General features: G+C 75.0%; 12 protein-coding genes and 1 tRNA gene. 4 read left to right on the forward strand and 9 right to left on the reverse strand.

The features are described from left to right. The first annotated feature begins 29 nt into the window (after positions 1 to 29). A complete protein-coding gene (locus tag ACWIX7_RS09780) occupies positions 30 to 797 on the forward strand; it encodes an acetoin reductase (protein ID WP_448621345.1) in 768 nt (255 codons plus the stop codon). 50 nt (positions 798 to 847) lie between these two features. On the opposite strand, the gene ACWIX7_RS09785 is transcribed toward ACWIX7_RS09780, so the two are convergent. The 3 genes from ACWIX7_RS09785 to tmk form a co-directional block, all read right to left on the reverse strand. Beyond that, positions 848 to 923 (reverse strand) — tRNA-Thr (locus ACWIX7_RS09785). Between the two features lie 58 nt (positions 924 to 981). Beyond that, complete coding sequence (locus ACWIX7_RS09790; protein ID WP_448621346.1) at positions 982 to 2,142, reverse strand: DNA polymerase III subunit delta'; 1,161 nt, start codon at positions 2,140 to 2,142, stop codon at positions 982 to 984. After that, on the reverse strand, positions 2,139 to 2,816 hold the full coding sequence (tmk, locus tag ACWIX7_RS09795; protein ID WP_448621347.1) for a dTMP kinase: 678 nt from the start codon (positions 2,814 to 2,816) through the stop codon (positions 2,139 to 2,141). The genes ACWIX7_RS09790 and tmk overlap by 4 nt, the downstream gene beginning before the upstream one ends. Positions 2,817 to 2,911: 95 nt before the next feature. Between tmk and ACWIX7_RS09800 the strand changes: the two genes are divergently transcribed. Further along, a complete protein-coding gene (locus ACWIX7_RS09800; RefSeq protein ID WP_448621348.1) occupies positions 2,912 to 3,700 on the forward strand; it encodes a trans-aconitate 2-methyltransferase in 789 nt (262 codons plus the stop codon). Between the two features lie 4 nt (positions 3,701 to 3,704). On the opposite strand, the gene ACWIX7_RS09805 is transcribed toward ACWIX7_RS09800, so the two are convergent. From ACWIX7_RS09805 to topA, 3 genes are all read right to left on the reverse strand, one after another. Continuing rightward, positions 3,705 to 4,463: a hypothetical protein gene (locus tag ACWIX7_RS09805; protein ID WP_448621349.1), complete on the reverse strand. Its 759-nt coding sequence runs from the start codon at positions 4,461 to 4,463 to the stop codon at positions 3,705 to 3,707. Positions 4,464 to 4,627: 164 nt separating this feature from the next. Further along, the gene (locus tag ACWIX7_RS09810; RefSeq protein WP_448621350.1) at positions 4,628 to 5,392 is read right to left on the reverse strand and encodes a class I SAM-dependent methyltransferase; all 765 of its coding nucleotides are present in this window, start codon (positions 5,390 to 5,392) and stop codon (positions 4,628 to 4,630) included. Positions 5,393 to 5,400: 8 nt separating this feature from the next. Further along, positions 5,401 to 8,148, reverse strand: a complete 2,748-nt coding sequence (topA, locus tag ACWIX7_RS09815) for a type I DNA topoisomerase (RefSeq protein WP_448621351.1) — start codon at positions 8,146 to 8,148, stop codon at positions 5,401 to 5,403. A gap of 1 nt (position 8,149) precedes the next feature. Between topA and ACWIX7_RS09820 the strand changes: the two genes are divergently transcribed. Beyond that, complete coding sequence (locus ACWIX7_RS09820) at positions 8,150 to 8,359, forward strand: hypothetical protein (RefSeq protein WP_448621352.1); 210 nt, start codon at positions 8,150 to 8,152, stop codon at positions 8,357 to 8,359. A 100-nt stretch (positions 8,360 to 8,459) separates the two neighbouring features. Here the strand turns inward: ACWIX7_RS09820 and ACWIX7_RS09825 are convergent, their stop codons facing one another. The 3 genes from ACWIX7_RS09825 to ACWIX7_RS09835 all read right to left on the reverse strand — a co-directional run bounded on the left by ACWIX7_RS09825 (position 8,460) and on the right by ACWIX7_RS09835 (position 12,736). Then, the gene (locus ACWIX7_RS09825; protein WP_448621353.1) at positions 8,460 to 9,989 is read right to left on the reverse strand and encodes an alpha/beta hydrolase; all 1,530 of its coding nucleotides are present in this window, start codon (positions 9,987 to 9,989) and stop codon (positions 8,460 to 8,462) included. After that, positions 9,986 to 10,303 carry a hypothetical protein gene (locus tag ACWIX7_RS09830; RefSeq protein ID WP_448621354.1) on the reverse strand — a complete coding sequence of 106 codons (318 nt, stop codon included), beginning with the start codon at positions 10,301 to 10,303 and terminating at the stop codon, positions 9,986 to 9,988. The genes ACWIX7_RS09825 and ACWIX7_RS09830 overlap by 4 nt, the downstream gene beginning before the upstream one ends. A gap of 171 nt (positions 10,304 to 10,474) precedes the next feature. Further along, entirely contained in the window at positions 10,475 to 12,736 is a 2,262-nt protein-coding gene (locus tag ACWIX7_RS09835) for a sodium-translocating pyrophosphatase (protein WP_448621355.1), read from the reverse strand. A gap of 198 nt (positions 12,737 to 12,934) precedes the next feature. Here ACWIX7_RS09835 and ACWIX7_RS09840 point away from each other — a divergent pair, with 198 nt between their 5' ends. After that, positions 12,935 to 15,445, forward strand: coding sequence for a DEAD/DEAH box helicase (locus ACWIX7_RS09840; protein WP_448621356.1), 2,511 nt, complete (start codon positions 12,935 to 12,937; stop codon positions 15,443 to 15,445). Positions 15,446 to 15,531 lie beyond the last annotated feature (86 nt).

A 15,531-nucleotide genomic window follows, 5' to 3' on the forward strand; every position in this document is an offset into this window, starting at 1 on the left:
CGGTCGGCGGGCCGGACGGCGGTCGAGTGGTGAGCGCCGCGCTCGTCACCGGTGCCGGGCGCGGCATCGGTCGCGCGATCGCGCTCCGCCTGGCCCGGGACGGCCATGCGGTGGCGGTGAACGACGTTGACGGCGGAGGCGCCGAGGCGGTCGCCGAGGAGATCGGTGCAGCCGGCGGGCGGTCGGTCGCGGTGCCCGCGGACGTGACCGACCGGGACGCGGTGTTCGGGATGGTGGACCGGGCGGCCGACGCCCTGGGCAGTGTCGACGTGATGGTGGCCAACGCCGGGGTGGCGCAGGTCAAGACGCTGCTGGAGGTCACCCCGGAGGACCTGCGCCGGGTGTTCGACGTCAACGTGTTCGGGGTCCTCTACTGCATCCAGGCCGCCGCGGAGCGGATGATCGCGCAGGGCGGCGGCGGGAAGATCATCAGTGCGTCGTCCATCGCGGGGCACTCCGGCTTCGACCGCCTGGGCCACTACAGCGCCACCAAGTTCGCCGTGCGGGGGCTCACCCAGGCCGCCGCGAAGGAGCTCGCCCCGCATGGGATCACCGTGAACGCCTACTGCCCCGGGATCGTCGACACCGCCATGTGGGAGCTGATCGACGAGCGGCTCGGCGAGGCGCTCGACCTGGGGAAGGGCGAGGCCATGGCGAAGTACTCCGAGCTCATCGCCCTGGGCCGGGTGCAGACGCCGGAGGACGTCGCCGGGTTCGTCTCCTACCTCGCCGGGCCGGACGCGGACTACATGACCGGGCAGTCGGTGATGATCGACGGCGGGATCGTCATGGTCTGACCGGCCGGAACGCGACAGCGGCCCCGTCTGGGTGGACGGGGCCGCTGTGGTGGAGCCGCCTGTCGGAATCGAACCGACGACCTTCTCATTACGAGTGAGATGCTCTACCGACTGAGCTAAGGCGGCGGACGTGCGCAGCCAGCTTACGTGACGGCTCCGTCGGCCCCGCGCAGCCCCCGGCGGGTCACGACGGGAGTCGCAGCGCCACGGTCAGCGCCTCGACGGCGACCTGCGGCTTCACGTTCTGCTCCAGCGCCGTGCGGCAGTCCAGGACGGCGTCGATGCGGCGCAGTGCACCCTCCGGGCCGATCCGCCGGGCCAGCTCCTCGGCGTCGACGCGGCGGTCGGGATGGGCCAGGTGCGGCGCGTCGCCCCCCGTCGTGGCCAGCACCAGCGCGTCGCGGTACAGCGCGGCGAGGTCGACCAGTGCCCGGTCCAGCGAGTCGCGGCCCAGCCGGGTGGCCCGCGACTTCTGCCGCTTCTCCAGCTCCTTGAGCTGCCCGGCCCCGCGGCTGGCGGCGGCCACGCCGGGACCGCGGGCGCCGAACCCGAGGCTCTGCTTGACCGCCTCGGTCTCGGGGCCGTCGAGCTCGGCCGTCGCCAGGTCGGACTCCTCCTTGGCAGCGCTGACCAGGTCGTCGGCGGCGTTGAGGCAGGCGGCGAGCGAGACCAGCGACAGGGGCACGTCGAGGACCGCCTTGCGGGCCAGCCGGGCGCTCTCGTCACGGGCCAGGTGCCGCGCGCGCCCGACGTGCCCGCCGGCAGCCGCGGCCGACCAGGCGGCCAGCGCCGGGTCGACGCCGTCCCTGCGGACCAGGACGTCGGCGACCGCGTCGACCGGCGGGGTCCGCAGGCCGACCACCCGGCACCGGGAGCGGATGGTCACCGGCACGTCCTCGGGGTGCAGGCTCGGCGCGCAGAGCAGGAAGACCGTCCGCCTCGGCGGCTCCTCGAGCATCTTCAGCACCGTGTTGGAGGCCTGCTCGGTCATCCGGTCGGCGTCCTCGACGAGCACCACCTGCCAGCGCCCCTGCGACGGCGCCCGTCCGGCGATGCGGACCAGCTCGCGCACCTCGGCCACGCCGATGGACAGCCCCTCCGGGACGACGGTCTGCACGTCGGCGTGGGTGCCGGCGAGCACCGTGCGGCAGGCGTGGCAGGTGCCGTCGCCGCCGTCGGGGCACTGCAGCGCGGCGGCGAAGGCGCGGGCGGCGACCGACCGCCCCGACCCCGGCGGGCCGGTGAACAGCCAGGCGTGGGTCATCGCGGTCGGGTCGGCCACCGCGGCCTGCAGCTCGGCGACGACCGCGGCCTGGCCGATGACCTGCTCCCAGACCCCGGTCACGCGTGCACCTCCAGCAGCGCGCCGACCCGCTCGCGGACGTCGGCGGCGAGCTCCTCGACACCGCGCGTGGCGTCGAGCACCAGGTAGCGCCCCGGCTCGGCCGCGGCGAGGGCGCGGAAGGTGTCGCGGACCCGGTGGTGGAAGTCCAGCGACTCCGACTCGAGCCGGTCGGCGACCGCCCGGCCGCGGGCGCGGGCGAGCCCGGTCTCCGGCGGCAGGTCGAGCAGCACGGTGAGGTCCGGACGCAGCCCCTGGGTGGCCCAGCGGGAGATCGCCGCGACGTCGTCCAGGCCGATGGTGCGCCCGGCGCCCTGGTAGGCCAGCGAGCTGTCGACGTACCGGTCGGTGACGACCACCTCACCGGCCGCCAGCGCGGGGCGCAGGACGGCGTGCGCGTGCTGGGCGCGGTCGGCGGCGTACAGCAGCGCCTCGGCGCGCGGGGACAGGCCGGTGTGCGCGCGGTCGAGCACGATCGCCCGGACAGCGGCGCCGGCGGGGGTGCCGCCGGGCTCGAAGGTGGCCCGCGCCGTCCGCCCCTGCGCGGTCAGCCAGTCGCAGAGCAGCCGGACCTGGGTCGACTTGCCCGCGCCCTCGCCGCCCTCGAACGCGATGAACAGCCCGCCGGGTCGGCCGGCGGCCTCGACACGGAGGGCGGGCGGACCGTCGTCGGACACGGGGCTCCCGGGTTTGTGGATGGCTGGCGGCACGGCGGCAGTCACGGTACCGGCCGGGACCGACGATCCCCGGCTCCCGGCCCTAGGGTCGGGACGTGACGAGCACCGCCGCCTGGGACCCCGCCGGCTACCTGCGCTTCGGCGACGAGCGGGCGCGGCCGTTCACCGACCTGCTGGCCCGCGTCGCCGCCCGGGAGCCGCGGACCGTCGTCGACCTGGGCTGCGGCGAGGGTGCGCTGACCGCGTCGCTGGCGCAGCGGTGGCCGGGCGCGCGGGTCACCGGCGTGGACTCCTCACCGGAGATGCTGGCCGCGGCCGCCGCGCACGCCGTCCCCGGCCGGGTGACCTTCGCCCACGGCGACGCGCAGGGGTGGCAGCCCGACGAGCCGGTCGACGTCCTGGTCACCAACGCCGTCCTGCACTGGGTGCCCGGACACGCCGACCTGCTGCGCCGGTGGGCCGGGCAGCTGGCGCCCGGCGGCTGGCTGGCGCTGCAGGTGCCCGGCAACTGGCGGGCGCCGACGCACGCGCTGCTGGCCGGTCTCTGCCGCTCGCCGCGCTGGGCCGGGCTCGTGGGCGACGCGGCACCGGCGGAGGACGCGGTGCTCGACCCGGCCGGCTACCTGGAGGTGCTCAGCGGCGCGGGGCTGAGCACCGACGCGTGGGAGACGACCTACCTGCACGTGCTGCGTGGGGACGACCCGGTACTCGGCTGGGTGCGCTCGACCGTGCTGCGCCCGGTGCTCGCCCGGCTCGGCGAGGACGACGCCGCGGAGCTGACCGCGGAGTACGCCGCGGCGCTGCGCGCCGCGTACCCGCGCCGTCCGGACGGGACGACGCTGCTGCCCTTCCGGCGGGTCTTCGCCGTCGGGCACGCCGGGTGAGCCGTCAGACGACGACGTTCGGGAGGCAGGAGCGGACGCCGCCGTCGGCGCCCCGCTCGAAGGCGGCGGTGCGCTCCTGGGCGGTGCCGTGGGTCTCGGTCTGCTGCTGCCCGTTCTCGTCGATGTAGACCGTGCCCCACGCGTTCTCGCTGGCGACGGCGGTCAGCGCACCGATGAACTCCTGCGGGTCACCTTCCTCCAGGCGCAGCAGCCCGTCGTCGACGGCGCCCTGCAGCGTGGCCCCGGCCAGGCAGTCGGCCTGCAGCTCGGAGGCCTCGTCCCCCAGCGCGGGGTCGAGGTGGGACACCATCGAGTGCGCCCACTCGTGCGCGACGACGAGGTAGACGAAGCCGTCGCCCAGCTCCTGCGAGAGCAGCATCAGGTCGACCTCGAAGGCGAGGAAGTCCCCGATCGGGCAGTGGTAGGCGTTGCCCTCGGGGAGCAGCAGGTCGCCGCAGTACACCTGCTCGGCCGGGGCGTCGTAGAGGCCGGGGGCACGGGCGGCCGGGGCGAGCCCCGGCGCGGTGTAGCTGCCGGCGAAGTAGTCGTCCCAGTGGGTGCGCCACCAGTCGTCCACGGCGTCCAGCGCCGTGGCGTAGTCGGTGTCGAGGTCGTCGGTGGCGGCGGCGCCGGTCCCGGTGACCGGGCTCGGCTGCGATGCGTAGCTCGCCGGCTCCGGGCTGTCGGCCGCGGCCGGGGTGGCCGTGCCGAGCAGCACGGCGGTCACGAGTGCGGTCATCAGTCGGCCGGCGCGCGTCGCCATGGTGTGGATCCCTCCGTCGCGGACGCCGCGGAGGCTAGGGGTGGGCCGGGTGGGTGCCGCAAGGTGCGCCGGGACGCCGTCGGCCCGCCGTGGCTCGCCGTGGGTGCGTTCGTGACCCGGGGTGGCCGCAACCGGCCGGTGCGTCGTCACCGGACCCGCCGGGATCAGGCAGGCGTCAGCCGGTAGGCATCGGTCCGGTAGGGCAGGTCGACGAGGTCGCGGCCGCGGGTGCCGGGATGGGTGTCGAGCACCGCCCGCACCTCGCCCAGGAACTGCGCCCGCCGGGCGTCGTCCATCGTGGCGACGTAGCTGCGGGTGGCGATGCCGGCGACCACCTGCTCCGGGCTGAGCCGCTGCACGGTGCCGGAGCGGTGGTGCTCGACCCGCGCGCCGAGCGCACGGGCGAAGGCGTCGACGACGGCCTGGTCGGCCTCGTGGCCCGCGCGCCTCGGCGGCCAGTGCCCGGCCGAGCGCGGCCACCCACGGGACCTCCTCGTCGCGGGTGTTCCACACCAGGCCGACCACGCCGCCGGGACGCAGCACCCGCCGCAGCTGCAGTGCCGCGGGTTCCGGGTCGAACCAGTGCGCGGCCGCCCGGCGACCACGGCGTCGACGCTGCCGTCGGGCAACGGCACCGCCTCCGCGTCACCGACGTGCGTGGCCACCTGCGGGTACCTCGCACGCAGCTCGGCCAGCATCGGCTCGGCCGGGTCGACGGCCACCACCTCGTGCCCGGCCGCGAGCAGGACACCGGTGAGCAGGCCGGTGCCGGCGCCCAGGTCGAGCACGTGCCGCGGGCGCTCCCCCACCAGGAAGGTCACCGCGTCGGTCGGGTAGTCCGGCCGGTGGGCGGCGTAGCCGGCGGCGACGGACCCGAAGGAGGTCCGCCGCTGCCGCCAGGTCTCGGCGTCGGGTCCGCCGTCCGGCACGGGGACGGTCAGCTCGCGGGGACCGCGTCGCTGTCCGCCGTCGGCTTCTTCGTCGCCTTCTTGGCGGTCGTCTTCTTCGCGGCCGTGGTCCTCGCCGTCGTCTTCTTGGCGGCGGCCTTCTTCTTGGTGGCCTTCTTCCGGGTGCTCGGGTTGGCGCGCCGGTCGGCCAGCAGCTCGGCGGCGCGCGCGAGGGTGATGCTCTCGACGTCGTCGCCCTTGCGCAGGCTGGCGTTGGTCTCGCCGTCGGTCACGTACGGCCCGAACCGGCCCTCGCGGACGGTGATCGCGCCCTGGGTGACCGGGTCGGCGCCCAGCTCCTTCAGCGGCGCCGCCGCGGCCCGGCGCCCCCGCTGCTTGGGCTGGGCGAAGATCGCGAGCGCCTCGTCGAGGGTGACGGTGAACAGCCGGTCCTCGGACTCCAGCGAGCGCGAGTCGGTGCCCTTCTTCAGGTAGGGCCCGTAGCGGCCGTTGAGCGCCTGGATCTCCTCGCCGTCCGGCGCGGTGCCGACCGTGCGCGGCAGGGTCAGCAGCTTGAGGGCGTCGTCGAGGGTCACCGTCTCCGGGGACATCGAGGACAACAGGCTGGCCGTCCGCGGGCCCTCCTTGCTGCCCTCGGGCACGACGGTGGTGACGTAGGGGCCGTACCGGCCGGCCTTGACCACGACCGGCAGCCCGGACTCCGGGTCGGTGCCGAGCTCGCGGTCGCCGGACGGCGCGGCGAGCAGCTCCTCGACCTTCTCCTGGGTGAGCTCGTCGGGGGGGAGCTCCTCCGGGAGGCTGACCCGGGGACCGTCCTCGCCGCCGACCTGCAGGTAGGGCCCGTAGCGCCCGACCCGGACGACGACCGGCTCGCCGTTCGGCCCGGTGGCGCGCAGCGGGATCGAGTTCACCCCGCGGGCGTCGATCTCCTCCAGCTGCTGGCCGATGACCGACTTGAGGCCGCCGGAGGCGGCGATCCCGCCGGCGTGGCGGCCCTCGCCGCCGAAGTAGAACTCCGTCAGCCAGTCCACCCGGCGCAGGTCCCCGGCGGCGATCTCGTCGAGCTCGTTCTCCAGCGAGGCGGTGAAGTCGTAGTCGACGAGCTGGGCGAAGTGCTGCTCCAGCAGGTTGACCACGGCGAAGGCCACGAAGGTGGGCACCAGCGCGGAGCCCTTCTTCCAGACGTACCCGCGGTCCTGGATGGTCTGCATGATCGACGCGTAGGTGGAGGGGCGACCGATGCCCAGCTCCTCCAGGCGCGCGACCAGGCTGGGCTCGGTGTAGCGGGACGGCGGGGTTGTCGTGTGGCCCTTGGCCTCGAGCTCCCGGGTGTCGAGATGCTGGCCGCGCTCGACCCGCGGCAGCCGGCGCTCGGCGTCGTCGCTGCTGTGGTCGTCGTCCCCGGCGGCTCCCTCGTCGCGCGACTCGACGTAGGCGCGGAGGAAGCCGGGGAAGGTGATGGTGCGGCCGCTGGCGGTGAACTCGACCGCCTCGTCGGTGCTGCTGCGCCCGGCCAGCCGGATGCTCACGCTCTGGCCCACGGCGTCGGCCATCTGCGAGGCGATCGTGCGCTGCCAGATCAGCTCGTAGAGCCGGAACTCGTCGCGGGCCAGCTGGCCGGCGAGCTGACCGGGGGTGCGGAAGCTGTCCCCGGCGGGCCGGATCGCCTCGTGCGCCTCCTGCGCGCCCTTGGCCTTCTTCGCGTAGCGGCGGGCCTCGGCCGGGACGTAGGCGTCGCCGTAGAGCTGGCGCGCCTGGGTGCGGGCGGCGTTGATCGCCTCGTTGGAGAGGTTGGTCGAGTCGGTCCGCATGTAGGTGATGTGGCCGTTCTCGTACAGCCGCTGCGCCACCCGCATGACCTGGGCCGAGGACCAGCCGAGCTTGCGGCCGGCCTCCATCTGCAGCGTCGAGGTGGTGAACGGCGCGTACGGACGCCGTCGGTAGGGCTTCTCGTCGACCCGGCTGACGGTGACCTGCCGGCCCTCGAGCCGGGCGGCCAGACCCCGGGCACCGGCCTCGTCGAGGTGCACGACCTCGCCGGTGACCCGGCCGGTGGCGGGGTCGAAGTCGCGACCGGTCGCGACCCGGCTGTCGTCGACGCTGACCAGGCGGGCACGCAGGGTCGTCGGCTCGCCCTCGTCGGCGCCGCTGCGCTGGCCGGTGACGGCGAAGGTGCCCTCCAGCGACCAGTAGTCGGCCGCGCGGAAGGCCATCCGCTCCCGCTCGCGCTCGACGACGATCCGGGTGGCCACCGACTGCACGCGGCCGGCGGAGAGCTTGGGGAGAACCTTCTTCCACAGCACGGGGCTGACCTCGTAGCCGTAGAGCCGGTCGAGGATGCGGCGGGTCTCCTGCGCGTCGACCAGCGCGGTGTCCAGCTCCCGCGGGTTGGCCACGGCACGGGCGATCGCCTCGGGGGTGATCTCGTGGAAGACCATGCGGCGCACCGGTACACGCGGCTTGAGCGTGTCGACCAGGTGCCAGGCGATGGCCTCGCCCTCGCGGTCCTCATCGGTGGCGAGGTAGACCTCGCTGGCGTCCTTCACCAGCTGCTTGAGCCGGCTGACCTGCTGCCTGCGGTCGGGGCTGACCACGTAGAGCGGCTCGAAGGCGTTGTCGACGTCGACGCCCAGCCGCGCCCAGGACGCGCCCTTGTGCTCGGCCGGCACGTCGGCGGCGTTGCGCGGCAGGTCCCGGATGTGCCCGACACTGGCCTCGACGACGTAGCCGTTGCCCAGGTACCCGGCGATCTTCCCGGCCTTGGTCGGGGACTCCACGATGACCAGCGGCCGCCCACCGCCGGCGGCGGTCCGGCGGCGGGCAGGCGTGCTCGGGCCCCCGGAGGTCGCCGCGGCGGCCCGGGTGCCGGTGTTCGTGGTCTTCGTGGGTGCCACGGTGCTCCTGTCGGTGGTGCTCGGCGCGGGCGCCGGTGGTCCGGCGCCGGACGACGCGGTCGCTGTCCGCGTGCCCTCGGCGACGCCACGGTAGGCCACGGGGCCGACCGGGAGCCCGGTGGCGACCGACCGTGGGCGTGCCGTCACCCGATCCAATGGCCGGGGGTCGTGCCGTGTTCCCGGAGCCCGGCGGGTCATGCCGGCTCCCGGACCCCGGCCACCACCTCGCCGATCGCCGCCCGCGTCGGGAACCACTCGTCGTAGTACTCCCCGTGCATCATCACCGGGCCGGTCGGCAGCTCGACGGCTCCGAAGTCGTCATCCCAGGTCGCGTACTCCCCGTGCGCGTCCCACCAGGTGATCGGGTCGGCGGGCGACGAGGCCTCGTACACCTCCGCGACCTCCAGACTCCGGGCGTCACCGTCCATGCCTGGGCTCCCGTTGAGGATCACCACGTCGGCGGCCATCGGGTCAGGTGCCGCGGCGGCGGCACCGACCACCCGGGTCCCGTAGCTGTGAGCAGTGACGACGACCCGGGCCGGATCGGCAGCTCGAGCGGCGGCGAAGCCGTCCAGCGCGTTGTCCAGGGCAGGGCCGCCCTCACGACCGGTCGACGTGCCGAGTGCACCGATGCCCATGGGAGGTCGGTAGCCGAACCAGGCCACCGCGGCCACCGCCAGTCCCGGATCGGCGGCGCGACCGGCATCGGCGACCGTGTCGGCGGTGGCCACCACGTCGTCGACGGTGCGCTCGGGGGAGTTCAGCATCCCGGGGACGACGAAGGCCACGGACTCGGCGGTGTCGAGGTCGCCGAGGCCGAGGGCGGTCAGCCCTGCGCCCGGGTCGAACTGGAGGAGCTGGACCTTCTCACCCGATGCCTCCCGACGGGCGATCTCCGCCGCCACGGACACGGCCATCGCCTGTCCCGGCACGGGAGGATCACCGGTCCTGCGGGGGGTCACGAGGGTCCGGTCCAGCACCAGCCGGTTCGCGCGGTCCCGGGCCCAGGCCGGGAGGCCCTCGAGGTCCCCGATCCGCCCCGGGCGCCCGTGGATGGCGCTCACCCGCGCAGCCGTTGACAGACCCGCCCACCACGCGGCGACCGCGGTGGGGTCGTTCCCGCTGGGAGGCGGAGGCGCTGGAGTCGATGCGTCCTCGACGGCCACCAACCAGGACAGGTCCCCGAAGGCAGCCGGAGCGAGGGTCCCACCGATCCCGAGGCCCATCAGCGCGGCAACTGCCTCGTCGGCCACCAGGCCGGCCCGTCCAGCAGCGGCCAGGGCGTCGGCCGCCAGCGCCTCGACGCGCACCACAGCAGCCGTCTGCGCCGCGTCGGGCTCCCCCGTGGGGTCCACCGGCAGCGGGCCGACCAGCCGCCCGGCGCCATCGAGCACGACGGGGACCGACGCGGCGGCGGCGAGCGCCTGCTCGGCGAGCTCCTGCGCGGTCTCGGCCTCGGCCAGCAGGCGCTGCGCGTGCCCGAGGGACTCGCCGAGGGCCGCGGTGACCGCGGCGGCGACCGTCGAGACCTCCACGAGCGCGGCGGCCGCGGACTGCGCGGCCGGCCCGTACCAGCAGGAGGCGTCCGCCAGCGAACGGCCGACGGCCTCCACCCGGGCCCGCCAGGCCGGCAGCCCACCGGCGACCGAGTCGAGGGTCCCGACCGCCCCGCGCAGCAGCGGGACCTCCCACCCGGCGACCTCGGCGAGGGTGGGGGCGCTCACCGGGCGGCCGGGGTGTGGCGCCGGGCGAGCACCCGGTCGGCCAGCGCTGCGTCGGCTGCCCGGTAGGAGTCGACGGCCGCGGACAGGGTCGCGGCGAGCGCCCCGGTCTGCTGGCCGAGGAGCTCCAGGGCGGTGCCCCAGCCCGCGCCCGCGGCGCCGGCGCTCTCCCCGGCTCCCCCGCTGACCGCCGTCCCCAAGGAGACCGCGGTGGACCGGCACAGCCGGGCCTCCTCGGCGAGCTCGGCGGCGAGGCCGGCCAGCTCGGCCGCCAGCGCGTCGATGGCGTCGAACTCCGCGGCGATCGTTGCGGACACGTCAGGCCCTCCCGGCGTCTGTCCGGGCCCACGGCGGGTCCGGTGCGGCGGGACGCTAGGCCGGCCGGGTGCCGCCCCTCGGGTGTCCGTCCACAGCGTGGGTCACCGTCCACAGACCGGGCACGGGCGCGCCGATCGGCGCGCCCGTGCCGCAGTGTCCGGTGCGTGCGGTCAGGGGACGCTGGTGGTCAGCGAGGTCGGGGCGTCGGTGGGGGCACCGCCGACCACGACCGACCGGCGCTTGGACACCACCACCGCGGCCACGATGACCAGGGTCGCGACCACCGCGATCGCGATGCGGGCAGCGGTGTTCTGGTCCTCGCCCACCGACATGCCGACCACGGCGGGCGCGATGAGCAGCGCCACCAGGTTCATCACCTTGATCAGCGGGTTGATCGCCGGGCCCGCGGTGTCCTTGAACGGGTCGCCGACGGTGTCGCCGATGACCGTGGCCGCGTGCGCCTCGCTGCCCTTCCCGCCGTAGGCGCCGTCCTCGACCATCTTCTTGGCGTTGTCCCACGCGCCGCCGGAGTTGGCGAGGAAGACGGCCATGAGCGTGCCGGCCGCGATCGCCCCGACCAGGTAGGCGGCCAGCGGTCCGAAGCCGAGCCCGAAGCCGACCGCCACGGGGGCGAGGACGGCGAGCAGACCGGGGGTGGCCAGCTCGCGCAGCGAGTCCTTGGTGCAGATGTCGACGACGCGGCTGTAGTCCGGGCGCTCGGTGCGGTCCATGATCCCGGGGTGGGTGCGGAACTGCTCCCGCACCTCGAACACCACCCGTCCGGCCGCGCGGGAGACGGCACTGATCGCCAGCCCGGAGAAGAAGAAGACCACCGCGGCACCCAGGACCGCCCCGACGACGTTGTTCGGGTTCACCAGGCTGAAGGCGTTCCCCAGGGTGTCGCCCGCCTCGTCGAGGGCGACCCCGATCTGGGCGTTGTAGGAGCCGAAGAGGGCGGTGGCGGCGAGGACGGCGGTCGCGATCGCGATGCCCTTGGTGATGGCCTTCGTGGTGTTGCCGACGGCGTCGAGGTCGGTGAGCACCCGGGCGCCCTCCTCGTCGATGTCGCCGGACATCTCCGCGATGCCCTGGGCGTTGTCGCTGACCGGTCCGAAGGTGTCCATCGCGACGATGACGCCGGCCGTCGTGAGCAGGCCGCAGCCGGCGAGCGCGACGGCATAGAGGGCCGCCCCGCCGCCGATGAGGAACGCCCCGTAGACCGCGCCGCCGATGAGCAGAGCGGCGTAGACCGCGGACTCGAGTCCGAGCGAGATGCCGGACAGGATCACCGTGGCCGGGCCGGTCAGCGAGCTCCGGCCGACGTCCTGGACCGGCTTGCGGCTGGTCTCGGTGAAGTAGCCGGTGAGCTGCTGGATCGTCGCGGCGAGGACGACGCCGATGAGCACCGAGACGAACCCGAGCACCTGCGGGCTGACCGCCAGGTCGGGGCCGTCGGAGACGCTCGGCAGGTAGGTGAACGCAGCCGCGGCGACGAGCACGAGGGAGACCGCGGCGGATGTGAAGAACCCGCGGTTGATCGGCGCCATCCCGCTGGAGTCGGTCTTGCCCGGCCTGGTGGAGAGGACCCCGACCACCGAAGCGATGATGCCGATGCCGGCGATCAGCAGCGGGAACACCATGCCGACATTGCCGAAGAAGACCTGGCCCAGGATCAGCGCGGCGACGAGGGTGACCGCGTAGGACTCGAAGAGGTCGGCCGCCATGCCGGCGCAGTCGCCGACGTTGTCGCCCACGTTGTCCGCGATCGTCGCGGCGTTGCGTGGGTCGTCCTCGGGGATGCCGGCCTCGACCTTGCCCACCAGGTCCGCGCCGACGTCGGCGGCCTTGGTGAAGATGCCGCCGCCGACGCGCATGAACATGGCGAGCAGCGCGCCACCGAAGCCGAAGCCCTCCAGGACGATCGGAGCGGTCTGGTCGAAGAGCAGCAGCGCCAGCGCGGCGCCGAACAGCCCCAGACCGACGGTGATCATCCCGACGACACCACCGGTGCGGTAGGCGATGCGGAAGGACGGCTGGTAGCCGCCTGCGTTGGCCGCCGCGGCGACGCGGACGTTGCCCCGCGTCGCCAGGGTCATCCCGATGAACCCGACCGAGGCGGAGAACAGCGCGCCGACGAGGAAGAAGACCGCCCGTCCCACGCGGGTCTCCCAGCCGCCGTCGGCGACGGGGAGCACCAGCAGCAGCAGGAACACGATCACGGCGAAGACGCCGAGCGTGCGGAACTGTCTGCGCAGGTACGCCGCGGCACCCTCCTGCACTGCCTGCGCGATCTCGCGCATCGTCGGAGTGCCCTGGTCAGCGGCCATGACCGCGCGGATCAGGTAGGCGGCGAAGGCGAGAGCGGCGAGCGAGATGGCGAGGACGATCGTCACCAGGACGATGTCCCCGCCGGAGAGTGCACTGTCCGGCATGTGTTCCTCCGAGCGGCTGCCGCCACCGGGGCGCGTCCGCTCCGGTCGGCGAGGTGCGTGTCCAGCTCGCACGGGCCTGCACGGCTGGTGCCGCCGGAGTGTAAGGGAGGTCACACCGGGTCCCGGTAGTCCCGGAGCCGGTCGAGTTCGTGGGCCGGGAGCCAGCGCGACGTCACCCGCAGGTGTGACAGTTGAGGGGTGACCGCGCTACACCCGGTCCGGTCGGCTCCCCCTCCCGGCACGGACCCTCTTCCCCAGGGTGGGTCGCCCTCCCCCGCCGGCGCGCCGCTGCCGGGTGCCGACCTGCTGCACGCCGTCCTCTCCGGGACACCCGAGGAGGAGCAGCCGCTCACCCACGTGCACCGGATGCCGGTGCGGGACAGCCGCACCCTGCCGTGGCCCGCGTGGGTGAGCCCGGAGCTGGTCGCGCGGCTCGAGGCCCAGGGCGTGTCGGCACCGTGGCGGCACCAGGTCGAGGCCGCGCAGCTGGCCCGCGACGGCTCCCACGTGGTCGTGGCCACGGGGACGGCGTCGGGCAAGTCGCTGGCCTACCAGGTGCCGGCGCTGACCCGGCTCGCCGAGGACCCCCGCGCCTGCGTCCTCTACCTCGCGCCGACCAAGGCCCTCGCCCGCGACCAGCTGACGTCGGTGGCCGAGCTGGCCGACCCGTCGGTGCGCCCCGCGGCCTACGACGGCGACACCCCGATGGAGGAGCGGGAGTGGGTCCGGCGGCACTCGCGCTGGGTCGTCACCAACCCCGACATGCTCCACCGCGGCGTGCTGCCCGCCCACCAGAAGTGGTCGAGCACCCTGCGCCGGCTGGCCTACGTCGTCGTCGACGAGTGCCACGCCTACCGCGGCGTCTTCGGCTCGCACGTCGGTCACGTGCTGCGCCGGCTGCGGCGGATCTGCCGCCGCTACGGCGCCGAGCCGGTGTTCCTGCTGGCCTCCGCGACGGTGGCCGAACCGGGCGCCGCGGCCACCCGCCTGGTCGGCGCCCCGGTCGTCGCCGTGACCGAGGACGGCTCGCCGCGGCCCGGTGCGACCTTCGCGCTGTGGGAGCCGCCGCTGACCGAGCGCACCGGCGAGCACGGCGCCCCGCTGCGCCGCTCGGCGGCCGCCGACGCCGCCACCCTGCTGGCCGACCTGGTCGAGCGTGGCGCCCGCACGCTGGCGTTCGTCCGGTCGCGGCGCAGCGCGGAGTCGGTCGCCGAGCAGGCCCGGCACGCGCTGCGCGACCGCGGCCGCGCGGACCTCGCCCGCCGGGTCGACTCCTACCGCGGCGGTTACCTGCCCGAGGAACGGCGGGAGCTGGAGCGGGCGCTGTCGGCCGGCGAACTGCTCGGCGTGGCCACCACCAACGCCCTCGAGCTGGGCATCGACATCGCCGGCCTGGACGCGGTCGTGCTCGCCGGCTACCCAGGGACGCTGGCCTCGCTGTGGCAGCAGGCCGGCCGGGCGGGGCGGGCCCAGCGGGAGTCGCTGGTGGTCTTCGTGGCCCGCGACGACCCGCTGGACCACTACCTGGCCCACCACCCGAGCGCCGTGTTCGGCCGGCCGGTGGAGGCCACGGTCACCGACCCCTCCAACCCCTACGTGCTGGGGCCGCAGTTGTGCTGCGCGGCCGCCGAGCTGCCACTGGTCCCCGAGGACCTCGCCGACTTCGGGGGCGCGGCGGCCGAGGCGCGGGTCGAGGAGCTCGTCGCCGACGGCGCGCTGCGCCGTCGTCCCACCGGCTGGTACTGGGCCGGGCGGGGCCGGCCGGACGTCGACATCCGCGGCAGCGGTCTGGCGCCGGTGACGATCATCGAGGGCGACACCGGCCGGCTGCTCGGCACCGTGGACGGCGACGCCGCGCACGCGACCGTGCACACCGGCGCGGTCTACGTGCACCGCGGCGAGACCTACGTCGTCGACGAGTTCGACGTGGACGAGGCCGTCGCGGTCGTGCACCCGGAGAGCCCCGAGTGGACGACGGTGGCGCGCGACGTCACCGACCTCGCGATCGTGGCCATCGACCGGTCGCGGTCGCTGGGCACGGTCACCGCGCACACCGGCGTCGTCGACGTGACCAACCAGGTGGTGGCCTACCAGCGCCGCCGGCTGGGGACCGGCGAGGTGCTCGCCGAGTTCCCCCTGGACCTGCCGGCCCGCCAGCTGCGCACCCGCGCGGTGTGGCTGACCCTCGACGAGCGGGCCGTCGGCCGGGCCGAGGTGGACGACGCCGAGCTCCCCGGCTCGCTGCACGCTGCCGAGCACGCCGCCATCGGCATCCTGCCGCTGCTGGCCACCTGCGACCGGTGGGACCTCGGCGGGGTCTCGACCGCCCTGCACCCGGACACCGGCGCGGCCACGATCGTCGTCTACGACGGGCACCCCGGCGGCGCGGGCTTCGCCGAGCGCGGGTTCGCCGTGCTGCGGCGCTGGCTGCAGGCGACCCGCGCGACGGTGGCCAGCTGCGAGTGCGAGAGCGGCTGCCCCTCCTGCGTGCAGTCGCCCAAGTGCGGCAACGGCAACGAGCCGCTGGACAAGACCGGGGCGGTGCGGGTGCTCGACGTCGTCCTCGACGAGCTGGCCACCGCCGAGGGCGCCCCCGACGAGGACCCTGCCGACGAGGACAGGGCCGGCGAGGACCCTGCCGACCGGACCGGCACCGACGACACCGCGCAGGAGGAGTCCGGACCGGTCCAGGACGACCTCGTCTTCTGACCCGGCCGACCAGGGTGCACCGGCGCGGCTGACAGACTGGGCCGCCGACCGCTCGACCGACGGTCGACGGGTGCGTGCGGGAGGTG

It is taken from the genome of Geodermatophilus sp. URMC 65 (genome assembly GCF_053502545.1).